This window comes from Aquamicrobium defluvii, assembly GCF_004363725.1.
Taxonomy (GTDB): domain Bacteria; phylum Pseudomonadota; class Alphaproteobacteria; order Rhizobiales; family Rhizobiaceae; genus Mesorhizobium; species Mesorhizobium defluvii.
Window position 1 is genome coordinate 120,892 of record NZ_SNZF01000007.1, and the last position, 16,418, is coordinate 137,309.

The window sequence follows — 16,418 nt, forward strand, 5'->3', positions numbered from 1 at the left end:
GTCAGGCGCTTCCGGTCCGGTTGTCGAAGACGGCGACGTCGCTGCCGCCGATCACGGCGATGGCGCGCAGCAATATGGCCAGCGACTGGATCACCAGCAGCGCGACGAAGGCCAGGATAACCGTCTTGAGCAGATAGATGGCGGGCAAACCGCCGAAGAAGAGCGCACCCTCGCGGATGGCCCAGGCGGCGCGAACGTAAGGCCAGCCGAACCAGCCCAGTATGATGCACAACGGCATGATGCCGAACAGCACGCAGCCAAGGTCGACCCAGGCTCTGGCCCGGGCCGATGCCTTCGCGTAGAACATGTCTACACGCACATGATCGTCGCAGAGATAGGAATAGCCCACCATGAGCATGAACAGCGTGGCGTGGGCGTAGGTTACCGAATCCTGGAGCATGCTGTTGGTGGAGTGGAACACGTAGCGCAGTCCCACCGTCGAGAATTTCAGCAGGACGACCGCCGCCACCAGCCACGGGAGCGTTTGCCCCAGTACGCGAGACGGCCAGTCCAGCACACGGCTGATGGCGACAAGTCGGTTCATGATCGCGCCATCCTCAGCCTTCGGCGAAAGGAAGGGTGCGCGCGTTCATCTCGCCGGCGAAGGCATAGGGTGCGTATTCCGCCATCAGGTTGCGGAACTTGGCATAGCTTCCCATGACCTCGCGCACCACCGGATCGGGATCGGCCAGCAGTTCCTCGACCATCTCGTTGGCGGCGACGGCCAGACCCTCGACGATGGGTTGCGGCACGAGGCGGACATTGACGCCATGCTCGGCCTTGAGGATGCGCACCGTCTTGGCGTTGTTGATCTCGTAGTCCATGGTGGTCTCGTCCGCCGCCGACATCGCCACTGTCTTGACGATGAGTTTCAGATCGTCCGGCAGCGCATTGTAGGCGGAAGCGTTCATCACGATCTCCTCCGTGGAGGAGGGCTCGCCGGGGCCGGGGCCGTAATAGTTCTTGGCGATCTGATGGAAGCCGAAGGAGAAGTCGTTCCACGGGCCCACGAACTCTCCCGCGTCGATGGTGCCGGACTGAAGCGCCTGGAATACCTCGCCGCCCGGCAGCGTGACCACCGCGACGCCGACACGGCGCAGCATCTCGCCCGCGAAGCCGGTGGTGCGGATGCGCAGGCCGCGCAGGTCATCGAGCGTGTGGATCTCGTTGCGGAACCAGCCGAACCACTGCGGGCCCGTGCCGCCGGCGAGGAAGCCCTTGAGGCCGAAGCCGTCATAGATGTTGTCGTAGAGCTCCTGGCCGCCGCCCCAGTACATCCAGCCCAGCTGCTCGAACATGGTGAGGCCGAAGGGGAAGGAGCCGAACAGGCCGATCGCCTTGTTCTTGGAAATCCAGTAGGCCGGAACCGAATGGTAGATCTGCGCCACGCCCTGCGAGACGGCATCGAAGACGCCGAAGGCCGGAACGATCTCGCCCGCGCCATGCACGTTGATGACCAGCCTTCCGCCCGAAAGGTCGGTGATGCGCTTGGCGATGCGCCTTGCGCTGTCGTCGAGGCCGGGGGCCCCGGTCGGCCAGGACGTGACCATGTCCCACTCGATCCGGCTCTGCGCGATCGCTGGCGCAGCCAGGCCCGCTCCAGTCGCGGCAACAGCCGCTCCGCTAAGGAAATTTCTCCTGTGCACAGTGCGTTCTCCCATTTATGTTTAGTTGTATATATCAATCAGTATCAATCGCGATTTGCGAATGTGTCAAGACAAAAATGACGTGCGCAAGGAGCAAGTTTGTAAAGCCGGATTATCCTGTATGATTTTTTTGGCGGCGCTCAGTGCGGAACGGTCATGCGTCCGGCAAGGCTGAACCGGGTTCCGGGGTGGAGCAGCCGCGCGCTGGTGGCGATCAGGCCGCGCGACCATGTGCGGCGGCGCAGGAGCAGCAGCGGTTCGCCGGGCTGCATCTCGAGCAGGGCACGCGACTGCTCGTCGGCGGTCACGGCCTGGATCACGTGCTCGACCTCTTTAAGCGGGCCCATGGCCATCAGGTGCTCGTTGGGGGTGATGCGGGTGAAATCCTGTTCCAGATAGTCCGGCGCAAACAGCGGATTGACGTAGCGATCCTCGATCTGCAGCGGCCGCCCGTTCTCCCGGTGCACGAGGAGCGAGTGGAAAACGGTCGATCCCGGCACGACATTCATCTCCGTTGCCAGCGAAAGATCGCAATTTATAGCCTCCATGACATGCACATCGGTGGTGTGGCGATTGCCGCGGGCCTCGATCTCGGCATGGATATTGCGCAGCTCCAGAAAGGTCGACTGGCTGCTCCTGGGGGCGACGAAGGTGCCCGCGCCCTGCTTGCGCATCAGCACGCCGGCCGCCGAGAGGTCGCGCAGGGCGATGTGGATCGTCATGCGCGACGCGCCGAGCTGCTCCACAAGCTGCGCCTCCGACGGGATCCGGGTGCCTTCCGGCCATTCGCCCGAATCGATCTTCTGCAGCACATAGTTGCGGACCTGCTGGCCCAGCGACAGCGCAATGCCGTCCGCATCCGTGGCGTTGCCAAATCCGACTGCTCTAGTCCGTTTGTTCATGTCTCACTCGCCTGTGGCTGTCTGCGACTTGTCATAACACGTTAAAGCCGACTGGCCCGATAATCCAGAAGTTGCATAAAAAAGACCCTGCCCCTCGTCTTGACAAGGGTTGGCGGTTCCAATTATACAAACTTGTATATACCAATATATGATAACCAAGAGAGGAGACCTCGATGGGAAAGCCTGAAATTCTGTATTCCGTCCGCGCCATGGGTGGGAACAATCTGCGCTGCAAGGGCTGGAAGCAGGAAGGCATCCTGCGGATGCTTGAAAACAACATGGAGAACGCCGAGCACCCGGAGGAGCTGGTGATCTACGGCGGCATCGGAAAATGCGCCCGCAACTGGGAAAGCTATCACGCCATCGTAAAGTCGTTGCAGGAGCTTGAAAACGACGAAACGCTGGTCGTGCAGTCGGGCATGCCGGTGGCGGTGTTCCGCACCAATACGCTCGCCCCGCGCGTGGTCATGGCCACCACCAACATCATGAAGGCCACCTGGCCGGTCTTCTACGACCTCCAGGACAAGAACCTGACGATCTACGCCCAGTACACGGCGGCGCCGTGGGAATATATCGGCACGCAGGGCGTGATCCAGGGCACCTTCCAGACCCTCGTCGCGATCCGCGACCAGAAGTTCGGCGGCGACATGCGCGGCCGCATCCTGCTCACCGCCGGCATGGGCGGCATGGGCGGCAACCAGCCGCGCGCCATGACGATGCTGGGCGGCGTGTGCATCTGCGCCGACGTCGACGAGAAGGTCGTCAAGCACCGGCTGGAGGTCGGCTATTGCGACGTGATCGTCCACGACTTCGACGAAGCCGTGCGCATGGCGAAGGAAGCGGCGGCGGAAAAGCGCCCGCTGGGCATCGCCCTGATGGGCAACGCGGCCGAGGTTCTGCGCAAGGCGCGCGACACCGGTTTCGCCCCCGACATCATCACCGACATGACCCCGGCGCACGATCCGCTGTCCTACATCCCCGAGGGCCTGACCGTCGAAGAGGCGAGAGAGCTGCGCAAGGCCGACCGCGACGAATATTTCCGCCGCGCCGGCGCTTCGATGATCGAGCAGCTTTCGATCATGAACGAGTTCTACGACCGTGGCGTGCAGGTGTTCGAGTACGGCAACTCGCTGCGCAAGGAAAGCCGCGACGCGGGCATGCCGGTGGACGAGGCCATGAAGATCCCCGGCTTCGTGGCGGCCTATATCCGTCCGCTGTTCTGCGAGGGTCGCGGACCGTTCCGCTGGATCTGCCTGTCGCGCGATCCGCAGGATCTCGCCCGTCTCGACGATCTGGTCGAGGAAATGTTCGCGGATGACGAGCTGGTCACCGGCTGGATCCGCCTTGCCCGCAAGCATATCCCGATCGAGGGTCTGCCGGCGCGCATCTGCTATCTGGGCTTCGGCCAGCGCAAGGCGTTCGGCATGCGCGTCAACGAGCTGGTGCGTTCGGGCGAGCTCAAGGGCCCGGTGGCCTTCTCCCGCGACAATCTCGACTCCGGCTCGATCGTCAACCCGACCTTCGAATCCGAGCGGATGAAGGATGGCAGCGACCTGATCTCCGACTGGCCCTATCTCAACGCGCTGCTCAACGTCGCGGCGGGTGCCGATCTGGTCGCCATTCAGGAGAACTACTCGATGGGCGAGGCCGTCCACACCGGCGTGACCATGATCGCCGACGGCTCCGACGAGGCAGACGTGCGGCTCGCCGCCTGCCTCACCACGGACTCCGGCATCGGCGTGGTTCGCCATGCGCAGGCCGGCTACGACATCGCCCGCAAGGCCGCTTCCGAGCGCTTTGCCAAGGATGGCGTCCAGGTTCCGCTGTGGTGGACCCCGACGGCGACCTTCGGGCCCGACGACCTGAAGCGCTAGAGCATTTTGCAGTCAGAGGGAATCGTCTGACGTCGCAGAAATGCGGCCAGGTAAAAATGGAGCAGCGGAAGCAGCGTTCGTCAGAACGCCCGCTGCTCCAAAGGCAAAAGACGGGAGGACACCGACATGGCACGGATCACGGCGCTTATCGAAAACGCAGGGCAGGTTCTGACCTGCGCGGCCGATGCCCCGGACCTTGTCGGCGTCCGGACCGATGCGGCGGTGGCGATCAGCGATGACGTCATCGCCGCCGTCGGCACCCCGGCCGAGATCGCCGCCGCCCACGATCTGGGCGACGCGCAGCGCATCGACGCGGGCGGCGGGCTGGTCATGCCCGGTTTCGTCGATTGCCACACCCATCTCGTCTTCCACCGCTCGCGGGTGGAGGAATATGCGCAGCGCGTGCAGGGCCGCAGCCCTGCCGAAATCCGCGCCATGGGCATTCCCATGGGCATATCGGCCACCGCGCGGATGATGCGCGAGGCCAGCGAGGAGCAGCTTGCCGAAAGCGCCGCCGAGCGGCTGGCGCATATGCTCTCCTTCGGCACCACCACGGTCGAAAGCAAGAGCGGCTACGGCCTCAACACCGCGACCGAGATCAAGATGCTCGAGGTCAACCGTGCGCTGAACATGCGCCAGCCGATCGAGGTCGTTTCCACCTTCCTCGGCGCCCATGAATTTCCCGAGGACCGCAGCCGCGAGGCGTACATCGCCGAGATTCTCGACGAGATGATACCCGAGGTCGCCCGGCGCGGACTGGCCGAGTTCAACGACGTCTATTGCGACGACGGCTATTATACGGTCGCCGAATCCCGCGCGATCCTCGAACGCGGTCTCGAATACGGGCTCAAGGTGAAGATCCACACCGACGCCTATTCCCATATCGGCGGCTCGACCCTTGCGGCCGACCTCCAGGCAGTTTCCGCCGACCACATGAACTACACCGCGCCGGAGGAATATGAGGCGCTGCGCAAGGCCGGCGTGGTGTGCGTGGTCATGCCCGCGCTCGACTTCGCGGTCGGGCATTCGCGCCCCTTCGATGCGCGCGCCATGATGGATGCGGGCCTGACGCTCGCGCTGGCGACCGACATGTGTCCGGGCTGCTGGCTGGAATCCATGCCTTTCGTGGTTCAGCTCGCCTGCCGGCTCTATCGCTTCGGTCCGGCGGAGGCGATCCGGGCGGGAACGCTGCATGCGGCAAGGGCGCTCGATCGCGCCGACCGCATCGGCTCGCTCGAAGCCGGCAAGCAGGCCGACATCGCCATCTTCCCCTATGAGCGCTACGAGGACATGGCCTACCGTCTCGGGCGCGGCCGGGCGCGCACGGTGCTCAAGGCCGGGCGGATCGTGTTCGCCGACGACCGGGAAACCGCATGAGCCCCGTCGAGGTCCTTTCGGGCGACAGCCCGGTCATCCTCGGCCAGCCGCATGGCGGCACCCATGTGCCGGACGCCCTTCTTGGGCGGCTGAACTCCACGGGCCGCGCGCTCGCCGACACCGACTGGCATATCGGACAGCTCTATGACGGGCTCCTGCCCGGGGCGACGGTGGTGCGCGCCACCTTCCACCGCTATGTCATCGACGCCAATCGCAGCCCGGAAGGAACCTCCCTCTATCCGGGGCAGAACACCACGGACCTGTGCCCGCTGACCGACTTCGACGGCGAGGCGATCTGGAACCCCGGTCAGGAACCGTCGCAGGATGAGGTGGCCGCGCGCTGCGGAGCGTTCCACCGTCCCTACCACGAGACGCTGGCTGCCGAAATCGATCGCGTGCGCGCCCGCCACGGCGTCGCCATCCTCTATGACTGCCATTCGATCCGTTCGCGGATTCCGTTCCTGTTTCCGGGAACCCTGCCGGTTTTCTCCATCGGCACCAACGGCGGCGCCTCGTGCTCTCCTGCAATCGAGGGCGCCGCGCACGATGCCTGCCTGCGCGCGCCCGGCTTCGACACCGTCCTCAACGGCCGTTTTCGCGGCGGCTGGACGACGCGTCACTATGGCCGCCCCGGGGAAGGCGTCCACGCAATCCAGATGGAACTTGCCCAGCGCGCCTATCTCGCCGCCGAGGCCGCACCGTGGACATATGACGCCGGCCGCGCCGGGCGGCTGCGCAACGCGCTTCAACCCATTCTTGTCGAACTGGACCGCATTGCCCGTTCGGGCGTGCTCGCCGACCGGAGGAACCCGCAATGACGACGATCTATGAAGTCGAGCACCTGCATCGGCCCGATGGCTGGCTCTCCCCCGGCTACGTCGAGGTCGGTGACGACGGCATCATCCTGTCCATATCCGCCGACCGGCCGGAAGGAGAGGTCGAGCGCCTTGCGGGATATGGGGTGCCGGGCCTGTCCAACCTGCATTCGCACACCTTCCAGCGGGCGCTGGCGGGCCGCACAGAGTTCGTGACCGGCGCGCGCGCCGAGGACAATTTGTGGACCTGGCGCAAGGAAATGTATCGCATGGTCGACCGGCTGACGCCGGAAGACTATGAGGCCATCGCGGCGCTGGTCTATCTGGAAATGCTGCATTTCGGCATGACGGCGGTGTGCGAGTTCCACTATGTCCACCACCAGCCGGGAGGCCGGCCCTATGCCAATCCCGCCGAAATGTCGGACAGGCTCATCGCCGCGGCTTCGGCGACGGGGCTCGGCCTGACCCTGCTGCCGGTGCTCTACGCCCATGGCGGCATCGGCAAGCCGGTGGAGGAAACGCAGAAGCGCTTCGTCCATTCCGTCGACGATTATTTGTCGCTGATCGAAACCCTGCGCAGCCGGCGCGGCGCGCATCGCAATCTGGAGGTCGGCCTCGCCCTCCATTCCCTGCGCGCGGTCACGCCCGATGAAGCGAAGGCCGCGCTGGCGGGCATGCGCGCCATCGACCCGCAGGCGCGGCTTCACATCCATGTCTCCGAGACCACACATGAAGTGCGGGAAGTGGAGGCCGGGCTCGGCGCGCGGCCGGTGCAGTGGCTGCTGGACAATGTCGGCCTCGGGCCGCAGTGGTGCCTTGTCCATGCGACGCATCTCGACGCCGCCGAGATTGCCGGCGCGGCCGCCAGCGGGGCGGTGGCCGGCATCTGCCCGCTGACCGAGGCGACCATGGGCGACGGCTTCTTTCCGCTGGTCGAGTGGCACGAGGCCGGCGGCGCCTGGGGCATCGGCACGGACAGCCACTACTCCACCTCGACGGCGGAGGAGCTGCGGATCCTCGAATGCGGAAAGCGTCTGGAGCTGCGCCGGCGCAATGTGATCGCCCGGCCCCGGGAAGACGGCGGCGAGGTCCACACCGGCCGCCTGCTGTTCGACACGGCGCTGGCCGGCGGCGAGCAGTGCTCGGCGCAGGGCGGCGGCGCGCTGCTGGCCGGCCGCCGCGCCGATCTGGTCATGCTGGACGCCGACAGCCCGGTCCTGCTCGGCCATGGCCCGCGCACCGCGCTCGATGCATGGATACTGGGCGGCACCCGCAATCCGGTGCGCGACGTCATGGTCGCCGGGCAATGGGTCATCCGTGAAGGCCGCCATGCCGGCGAGGAGAAGATCATGGCCGACTATCGCAGGGTGATGGCGAAGCTGTAGGAGCTGCCGCTCGCCGCCATTCCCGTCTGCCCCCTGGCAGGCAGAGCGGCAAGGCAGCGGACAGTTCGTGCCGCACCCCGATGCCGGTCGCAGGGCCGTTCGGCGGCGGTCATCGGCAAGAACTGCTACCGCGCCAGCCCTGACGGGGAGTGAGCCGCGGCCTGCCCCGCTTCCCCGTGCGCCGCCTGCAACGCCGTGATGGCGATCATGTGATAGGCGTCGGTCGCGCTGCATCCCCGCGAGAGGTCGTTGGCGGGCTTGGCCAGCCCCTGGAGGATGGGGCCGATGGCCTCGGCGCCGCCGATGCGCTGGGCGATCTTGTAGCCGATATTGGCGGCGTCCAGATTGGGGAAGACGAAGACGTTGGCCTGCCCGTGCAGGGCGGAGTGGGGCGCCTTGGCGGCGCTGACCGCTTCCACGAAGGCGGCATCGAACTGCAATTCGCCGTCGATGAGCAGATCGGGCGCGGCGGCGCGGGCCAGCCTTGTGGCCTCCACCACCTTCGACACCCGCTCATGCGCTGCACTGCCACCGGTGGAGAAGGACAGCATGGCCACGCGCGCCTCCTCGCCGGTCAGCGCCGCGCAGGAACGGGCGGACGCCAGCGCGATGCCGGCGAGTGCTGCGGCATCCGGATCGACGACCAGCCCGCAATCGGCGAACACGAAGGCGCCCTTCTTCTGATGGTGCGGCTGGCACAGCATCATCAGGAAGAACGAGGAGACGATGGCGACGCCCGGCGCGCGGCCGATGGCCTGCAAGGCGGCGCGCACCGTGTCGGCGGTGGTGGCCACCGCCCCGCCCACCGTGCCGTCGGCCTCGCCCTCGCGCACCATCATGGCGGCGAACAGCAGCGGCGAGCGCAGCGCCTGCATCGCCGCCTGCGCGTCGACGCCCTTGTCCCTGCGCAATTCATGCCAGCCGGCGGCAAGGCGCGGCGTGAGCGCCGAGGTGAGCGGGTCCTCGATGCGCAGGCGGGCGGGATCGGCCCCGCAGGCGGCGAGCTGCGCCTCCACCGCCGCGCGGTTGCCGACGAGCACGATGTCGGCGATGCCGTCATTCGCGGCACGGACGGCGGCCTCGGCGATGCGCGGGTCCTCGCCCTCGGACAGCACGATGCGCCTGCGCGCCCGCTTCGCGGCCTCGATGATGCGTTCGAGCGGCTTCATCGTCCCGGCTCCCCGCCCCTCAGAGCGGGTTCTGGCGCTGCATGTCGGCCTTGTCGACGCCGGCGACAGGCGCCGGCTTCTTCATGGCGTCGCGGCGGAAGGGTTCGCCCAGCTCCTGGTTGAGCACCACTTCGATGAAGGTGGTCGCGCCCTGCGCCTGCGCCGCGCAGGCGGCGCGGATGGCGTCGGTCAGCTTCTGCGGCGTATCGGCCACCACGCCCCTGAAGCCGCAGGCTTCCGCCACCTTCGCGTAGCTGAAGTTGCGGTTCAGCTCGGTGCCGACGAAATTGTTGTCGTACCACAGCGTGGTGTTGCGCTTCTCCGCGCCCCACTGGTAGTTGCGGAACACCACCATGGTGATGGCCGGCCATTCCTCGCGCCCGATGGAGGTCATCTCGTTCATGGAGATGCCGAAGGCGCCGTCGCCGGCAAAGCCCACCACCGGCACGTCCGGACAGCCGATCTTGGCCCCGATGATCGACGGGAAGGCGTAGCCGCACGGGCCGAACATGCCCGGCGCCAGATATTTGCGCCCCTCCCCGAAGGAGGGATAGGCATTGCCGATGGCGCAGTTGTTGCCGATGTCGGTGGACATGATCGCGTTCTTCGGCATGCCCGCCTGAATGGCCCGCCATGCCTGGCGCGGCGACATCAGCCCCGCATCGCGCGCCCGCGCTTCCTCGTTCCAGCTGGTGCCCGGATCGTCGTCCTCATGGTCCATGGACGACAGCAGCTGGAGCCAGGCCGAGCGGGTCTGGTGGATGGCCGCCTTGCGCGCCTCGCGGCCCTCGTCGCCGGCCGTGGCCGAAAGCTGTTCGAGGATCTGGCGCGCCACCTGTCTGGCATCGCCGCAGATGCCGACGCCGATCTTCCTGGTCAGGCCGATGCGGTCGGGGTTGATGTCGACCTGGATGATCTGCGCATCCTTCGGCCAGTAGTCGATGCCGTAGCCGGGCAGCGTCGAGAACGGGTTGAGGCGGGTGCCGAGCGCCAGCACCACATCGGCCTTCGAGATCAGCTCCATCGCCGCCTTGGAGCCGTTGTAGCCGAGCGGGCCGACGGCGAGGCGATGGTCGCCGGGGAAGGCGTCGTTGTGCTGGTAGCCGCAGCACACCGGCGCGTCGAGCCGCTCGGCCAGCGCCACCGACTCCCCGATCGCCCCGCCGATGACCACGCCGGCCCCGTTGAGGATGACCGGGAACTTCGCTTCCGACAGAAGCTTCGCCGCAGCCGCGATCGCCTCCCGGCCGCCGGCCGGGCGCTCCAGCCGCACGATCTGCGGCAGCTCCACGTCGATGACATGGGTCCAGTAGTCGCGCGGGATGTTGATCTGGGCCGGCGCGGAGCCGCGCCACGCCTTCTCGATCACCCGGTTGAGCACTTCGGGGATGCGGGCGGGATCGCGCACCTCCTCCTGGTAGCACACCATGTCCTCGAACAGCGCCATCTGCGGCACTTCCTGAAAGCCGCCCTGGCCCATGGTGCGGTTGGCCGCCTGCGGCGTCACCAGAAGCATGGGCGTGTGGTTCCAGTAAGCCGTCTTGACCGCCGTGACGAAGCCGGTCACGCCCGGCCCGTTCTGGGCGATGGCCATCGCCATCCTGCCGGTGGCGCGCGCATAGCCGTCCGCGATCAGGCCCGCATTGGTCTCGTGCGCGCAGTCCCAGAAGCTGATGCCGGCCTTCGGAAACAGGTCCGATACAGGCATCATGGCGGAGCCGATGATGCCGAACGCATGTTCGATCCCATGCATCTGCAAAACCTTCACGAAGGCTTCCTCGGTCGTCATCTTCATTGTCGTGTTCCCTTTCATGTCATTGGTGACGCGGGTTGAAATCCCGCACTCACAGCAATTCGTCGCGGAGGTGATACCAGCGGTAGAGGGCGCGCTGGCCGATGCGCCGGAACGGCGTCAGCAGCCCGTGATGGGGCAGCGCCGAGGTGAAGATCGGCAGGTCCAGCCCCTTCCCCTTGCCGGCGACCATCTGCGCGAGCCGGCGGCCGGCCTGCGCGGAATACATCACGCCGTTGCCGCCATAGCCCATGGCGTAGAACAGGCTTTGCGCCGGGTCGGGCTGCGCGATGCGCGGCATCATGTCGTGGCTGACGTCGACCCAGCCCCACCACGAATAATCGACCTCGATGCCCTTCAGCGACGGGAATTTTCGCGCCATGCCGGCCAGCAGCAGGTCGAGGTGTTTTTGGTTGGTCGCATCCGCCCCGGTGATGGCGCTGCGCGAGCCGATCTGGAAGCGGTTGTCGGGCATCAGCCGGTAATAATGGCGCAGCGTGCGCGTGTCGGTGAGCGGGATCTTCGTGCGGAAGTTCAGCGCGGCGACTTGCTGCTCGCTCAGCGGCCTTGTGACGATGGAGTTGGACAGGACCGGCATCAGCCGGTGCCTCGTCAGCGGATGCAGGCCGGGCGAGGTGTAGCCGGCTGTGGCGAAGGCAACGGCGCGGGCGCGCACCGTGCCGCCGGGCGTCGCCAGATAATGGAAGCCATCCCGCCGGCTGTAGCCGATCACCGGGCTGTCGGTGTGGACTTTCGCGCCCAGCCTGCGCGCCAGCTTCAGGTAGCCGAAGGCGAGCCTGCCGGCATGGACACCCATGCCGTCCGGCTCGTACATCGCGCCCCGCGCTTCCGCGTCGCGCACGAAATCGCGGTGGATCTCGTCGCGGCCGAGAATGCGGGTGGGATAGCCGAACACTTCGTTGAGCAGCCTCGATTCCTTCTCCAGCCCCGGCATCATCTTGTCGCGATGGGCGATGTAGAGATGGCCGCCATCCTGCGGCTGGCAGTCGATCTCCGGCTCGGCGATCAGCGCGCGGAACAGGTCGAAACCCTCGGCGATCTCCCGGTGCAGCTTCTTCGCGACCTCGACGCCCCAGCGCTCGATCCATTGCGAGCGCTTGAGGCGGCCGGCCGAAATCTGCGCCTGCCCGCCATTGCGGGTGGAACAGCCCCAGGCCACGCCGTTCGCCTCCAGAACGGCGGCCTTGATGCCGTGCTCGCGGGCCAGATGAATGGCGCAGGAAAGCCCCGTATAGCCAGAGCCCACCACCACCACATCGGCATCGATGTCGGCCCGCACCGGCCCGTCGTCGGCCGGCGGCCCGCCTGCCGTGCCGATCCAGTAGGTCGGTGCATAGTCGCGGCCGTGGCCGGGATCGGGCGCCACCACCGGATCGTAAGTGGGATCGTAGGGCTTGCGGGCTTGCCCGCTTTCGATTGCCTGATGCTGCATGGCTGGAAATCCTGCGCCCGGACGGGCTTGCTTTCACGCGGCGATAAGCGGCCGCTGCTTGCGGAATGCCTGTTTCTTCACGATCCTGCCGCCGCGCAGCGTGAACAGGTCGCAGCCCTCGGCCTCGACCCGGCTGCCATCTTCGCTGGTGCCGGTGAAGGTCCATTCCGAAACGGCGCGGTCGCCATGGACGAAGTGGCTGTGATGGTCCCAGCGCGCATCCTTCATCGCCGCCCATACGCCCGAAAACGCCGCCGCGATGGCCGGCGCGCCCTCGATGCGCGTACCCCATGCCTGCGCGCCGCCGACGGTGTCGAACACGCAGTCGGGCGCGAACCAGGCCATGATCCCTTCGATGTCATGCCGGTTGAAGGCGTCGAACAGCGCCGCCAGATCCTCCGCGGTCATTTGCCCCGTCGTCATGCCATGTCCTCCCGTTCAGGCCGGCGGGCCGGCGGCCTGCCTTGAAGTCGTGCGTCATCGGCCGGACGCAGCGCGTCCGTCGCTCATGTCGGCGGAAGTTGCCGGATGCGTCCCGCCAGGGCGGGAGCCGTCGCGCCAGCTTCCGATGTTCACTTTTGCGAATGAGGCGATGCTATGGGAGGAAGGGCTCTTGCCTTATATCCAAATGGGAACTTCAATGAGTCCAGTTTTGACAAGGCGGGACGCGTGAGCCAGCATACCGTTTCGGAGACCATCTTCTTCATCGACCGCGACAGCCGGACGGGCTTGCAGAACCAGCTTCGCGAGACGCTGGTCTCGGCCATACTGTCGGGGCGTCTGGTGCCGGGCGCGCGGCTTCCATCGACGCGCAAGCTGGCCGATTACCTCAACATCTCGCGCATCACGGTGACGCTGGCCTATCAGGAGCTCGCCTCGCAGGGCTATCTGGAGGCGCGGGGGCGCAGCGCCTATTTCGTCTCCGACAGCCAGCCGCAGGCGGGGCTTTCGGCGGACGCCGCCCCTGCCGGCTGCGGCACGGTGAACTGGCAGAGCAAGATCAGGGCGAGCTTCTCCATCGCCAAGCCCATCCGCAAGCCGCTGGACTGGCACCGCTTTCCCTTTCCCTTCCTCTACGGCCAGATGGACCCGACCCTGTTCGATCTCTCGGCCTGGCGCGACTGCGCGCGGCGTGCGCTGGCGCGCGAGGATTTCGAGCTGATGGCGGGCGATTTCGCCGCGGCCGACGATGTGCAGCTCGTCAACTACATATGCAGCAGGTCCCTGCCCAGCCGTGGCATCAAGGCCAGCCCCGACGAGATTCTGGTGACGGTGGGGGCGCAGAATGCGCTGTGGCTGATCATCCAGCTCATGCTCAGGCAGGGCGCGAGCGCGGTGTGCGAAAACCCCTGCCATCCCGATCTCAGCGCCTCGCTGCATCTGAGCGGGGCGGAGGTCACCGCCGTCGATGTCGATGAGGGCGGGTTGCGGCTGGACCTTTTGCCGGCAAAGCCGGACGTGGTGTTCGTCACCCCGAGCCACCATTCGCCGACCGCCGCCACCATGCCGATGGAGCGCCGCCTCGACCTTCTGGCCGAGGCGGAGAAGCGCGACTTCATCATCGTGGAAGACGACTACGAGTTCGAGATGAGCTTCCTGAAGCCGCCTTCGCCGGCGCTCAAGTCGCTCGACCGCAATGGGCGCGTGCTCTATGTCGGCTCCTTCTCCAAGTCGCTGTTTCCCGGCCTGCGACTCGGCTACCTCGCCGCCCCGGCCCCTGTCATCCGCGAGGCGCGCGCCCTGCGCGCCCTCATGCTGCGGCATCCGCCCGGCCATCTGCAACGCACCGTCTCCTATTTCCTCGCGCTCGGCCATTATGACGCGGTGATCCGCCGCATGCGCCTGGAATACCGCAAGCGCCATGAGGTGATGGCGGCGGCGCTGGAGCGAAACGGCCTGAAGATCGCCGGCGCATCCGACTTTGGCGGCACCGCGTTCTGGATCGAGGGGCCGGAAGGGCTCGACGCCGACCGGCTGATGGGCGAGCTGCGGCAGGACGGCGTGCTGATCGAGACCGGCTCGCCCTTTTTCCCCGACCTGGACGGGCCGTGCCGCTTCTTCCGCATGGGCTATTCGTCGATCCCCGCCTCGCGCATCGAGGAAGGCGTGGCGCGCACGGCCGCGCGCATCGACCGGATCGTGCAGACGCTGTCCCCGGCCGGCTGAACGCTTACAGAAGGCCACAAGGCATTTCCTCTGGGGCCAGAGCATGTTGTTCCCGTTGACGCGGGATATCGAAGAGATAATTCTAATCTTCGGGCGACCGGCAGGAATCCATCCCTGTAAGCGCCATTGGCCTTGCAGGAGAATGCCGCCAATTCCGGAAGAATCCGGACATTCGATCCACCCTTCCACGCAAGTCTGGCGGAGCAGAAGATGAACACCATATCCCTTTCCCGGCGCACCCTCATCAGGGGCTCGGCGCTTCTGCTGGCCTCTACGGCCCTGCCGCCGGTTGCGTTTGGCCAGAGCGGCGGCCGCCTCGTCGTCGCCGCCGATTCCGAACCGCGCAACCTCAACCCGGCCATCGTCGCCTCGAACGGCGTCTTCTTCATCGCCTCCAAGGTGATCGAGCCTCTGGCGGAAGCCTCGTTCGACGGAGAGGGCGGGCTGGCGCCCCGCCTCGCCATCGCATGGGAAGGCTCGGACGACGGGCTTTCGGCCACCTTCAAACTGCGCGAGGGCGTGAAATGGCACGACGGCCAGCCCTTCACCTCGGCAGACGTCGCCTTCTCGGCCCTTCAGGTGTGGAAGCCGCTGCAAAATCTCGGCCGGCTGGTGTTCGCCAATCTCGAAGCCGTCGACACGCCCGACGACCACACCGCCGTGTTCCGCTTCGCCAGACCGACGCCGTTCCAGCTTGTCCGCAACGCGCTGCCGGTGGTGTCGAGCGTGGTGGCGAAGCACATCTACGAGGGCGAGGCCGACATTGCGGCAAGCACGGCGAATCTGGTCGGCACCGGCCCGTTCCGCTTCGCCGAGCACCGTCCGGGCGAATATTACCGGCTGGAACGCAACCCGGACTATTGGGGCGAAGGCGAGCCGAAGCTCGACGAGATCATCTTCCGCGTGCTGCCAGACCGCGCGGCGGCGGCGGGTGCGCTGGAAGCCGGCGAGATCCAGCTTGCCGCCTTCAGCCAGGTGCCGCTCACCGACCTCGACCGCATCTCGAAGGTGCCGGGCATCGAGGTCTATTCGAAGGGCTACGAGGCGCTGACCTACCAGCTCGCGGTCGAGATCAACCACCGCCGCGCGGAGCTGGCCAACGTCAAGGTGCGGCAGGCCATCGCGCACGCCATCGACCGCGATTTCGTGGTGCGCACCATCTTCCTCGGCTATGCGGAAACGGCCACCGGCATCGTGCCGAAGAACGCGCCCGAGTTCTACAATGGCGACGTTCCGGCCTATCCCTTCGACGTGGACAAGGCCAACGCGCTGCTCGACGAGGCCGGCTATCCGAGGCAGGACGGCGGCACCCGTTTCAGGCTGCGGCTGCTGCCCGCGCCCTACTTCACCGAGACGCGCCAGTTCGGCGACTATCTGCGGCAGGCGCTGGCCGCCGTCGGCATCGACGCCACGGTGGTGAACAACGATGCCGCCGCGCACCAGAAGGCGGTCTACACCGATCACGAGTTCGACCTCGCCGTCGCGCCCACCGTGTTCCGCGGCGACCCGGCCATCTCCACCACCATCCTCGTGCGCTCCGGCACGCCGGCCGGCGTGCCCTTCTCCAATCAGGGCGGCTATGAGAACAAGGACATCGACGCGCTGATCGACAAGGCCGGCGAGACGGTGGACACCAAACAGCGCACGGAACTCTACAAGCAGCTTCAGGTGCTGGTGGCGCAGGACCTGCCGATCATCAACGTGGCCGACTGGGGCTTCATCACCGTGGCCAGCTCGCAGGTGAAGAACGTTTCCAACAATCCGCGCTGGGCGGTTTCGAACTGGGCCGACACCGAACTGGAATCGTGAGAGACTGAGGCGGGCGCCACAGCAGAGTTT

The 16,418-nt window shown here is 66.5% G+C and carries 13 protein-coding genes; 6 read left to right on the plus strand and 7 right to left on the minus strand.

From position 1 onward, the window contains the following. Position 1: 1 nt before the first annotated feature. The 3 genes from DES43_RS07435 to hutC form a co-directional block, all read right to left on the minus strand. Positions 2 to 544: a TRAP transporter small permease subunit gene (locus DES43_RS07435; protein ID WP_035026918.1), complete on the minus strand. Its 543-nt coding sequence runs from the start codon at positions 542 to 544 to the stop codon at positions 2 to 4. A 13-nt stretch (positions 545 to 557) separates the two neighbouring features. Continuing rightward, positions 558 to 1,550 (minus strand): TRAP transporter substrate-binding protein, encoded by a 993-nt coding sequence (locus DES43_RS07440; protein ID WP_245514537.1) that lies wholly within the window; start codon positions 1,548 to 1,550, stop codon positions 558 to 560. 236 nt (positions 1,551 to 1,786) lie between these two features. Then, positions 1,787 to 2,548: a histidine utilization transcriptional repressor HutC gene (gene hutC, locus DES43_RS07445; RefSeq protein ID WP_051520570.1), complete on the minus strand. Its 762-nt coding sequence runs from the start codon at positions 2,546 to 2,548 to the stop codon at positions 1,787 to 1,789. A gap of 173 nt (positions 2,549 to 2,721) precedes the next feature. Between hutC and DES43_RS07450 the strand changes: the two genes are divergently transcribed. The 4 genes from DES43_RS07450 (at position 2,722) to DES43_RS07465 (ending at position 7,999) form a co-directional block, all read left to right on the plus strand. Then, a complete protein-coding gene (locus tag DES43_RS07450; protein WP_035026916.1) occupies positions 2,722 to 4,422 on the plus strand; it encodes a urocanate hydratase in 1,701 nt (566 codons plus the stop codon). Positions 4,423 to 4,548: 126 nt separating this feature from the next. Beyond that, positions 4,549 to 5,799, plus strand: coding sequence for an imidazolonepropionase (gene hutI, locus DES43_RS07455; RefSeq protein WP_035026914.1), 1,251 nt, complete (start codon positions 4,549 to 4,551; stop codon positions 5,797 to 5,799). After that, positions 5,796 to 6,617 carry an N-formylglutamate deformylase gene (gene hutG / locus DES43_RS07460; protein ID WP_035026912.1) on the plus strand — a complete coding sequence of 274 codons (822 nt, stop codon included), beginning with the start codon at positions 5,796 to 5,798 and terminating at the stop codon, positions 6,615 to 6,617. Before hutI ends, hutG begins: the two co-directional genes overlap by 4 nt. Beyond that, positions 6,614 to 7,999: a formimidoylglutamate deiminase gene (locus tag DES43_RS07465; protein WP_035026911.1), complete on the plus strand. Its 1,386-nt coding sequence runs from the start codon at positions 6,614 to 6,616 to the stop codon at positions 7,997 to 7,999. Before hutG ends, DES43_RS07465 begins: the two co-directional genes overlap by 4 nt. A gap of 125 nt (positions 8,000 to 8,124) precedes the next feature. Here DES43_RS07465 and pta read toward each other — a convergent pair whose 3' ends face one another. From pta to DES43_RS07485, 4 genes are read right to left on the minus strand one after another with little or no spacing between them, the layout of a single operon-like run. Continuing rightward, positions 8,125 to 9,168 (minus strand): phosphate acetyltransferase, encoded by a 1,044-nt coding sequence (pta, locus tag DES43_RS07470; RefSeq protein ID WP_035026909.1) that lies wholly within the window; start codon positions 9,166 to 9,168, stop codon positions 8,125 to 8,127. 19 nt (positions 9,169 to 9,187) lie between these two features. Continuing rightward, a complete protein-coding gene (gene xsc, locus DES43_RS07475) occupies positions 9,188 to 10,963 on the minus strand; it encodes a sulfoacetaldehyde acetyltransferase (RefSeq protein ID WP_035026907.1) in 1,776 nt (591 codons plus the stop codon). 49 nt (positions 10,964 to 11,012) lie between these two features. Continuing rightward, complete coding sequence (locus DES43_RS07480) at positions 11,013 to 12,413, minus strand: NAD(P)/FAD-dependent oxidoreductase (protein WP_035026906.1); 1,401 nt, start codon at positions 12,411 to 12,413, stop codon at positions 11,013 to 11,015. 33 nt (positions 12,414 to 12,446) lie between these two features. Next, positions 12,447 to 12,821 carry a nuclear transport factor 2 family protein gene (locus DES43_RS07485; protein WP_084496497.1) on the minus strand — a complete coding sequence of 125 codons (375 nt, stop codon included), beginning with the start codon at positions 12,819 to 12,821 and terminating at the stop codon, positions 12,447 to 12,449. A 261-nt stretch (positions 12,822 to 13,082) separates the two neighbouring features. Here DES43_RS07485 and pdxR point away from each other — a divergent pair, with 261 nt between their 5' ends. Both pdxR and DES43_RS07495 read left to right on the plus strand, forming a co-directional pair. Then, the gene (pdxR, locus tag DES43_RS07490) at positions 13,083 to 14,579 is read left to right on the plus strand and encodes a MocR-like pyridoxine biosynthesis transcription factor PdxR (RefSeq protein WP_035026902.1); all 1,497 of its coding nucleotides are present in this window, start codon (positions 13,083 to 13,085) and stop codon (positions 14,577 to 14,579) included. A 210-nt stretch (positions 14,580 to 14,789) separates the two neighbouring features. Beyond that, positions 14,790 to 16,388 carry an ABC transporter substrate-binding protein gene (locus DES43_RS07495; protein ID WP_035027073.1) on the plus strand — a complete coding sequence of 533 codons (1,599 nt, stop codon included), beginning with the start codon at positions 14,790 to 14,792 and terminating at the stop codon, positions 16,386 to 16,388. The last annotated feature ends 30 nt before the right edge of the window (positions 16,389 to 16,418 follow it).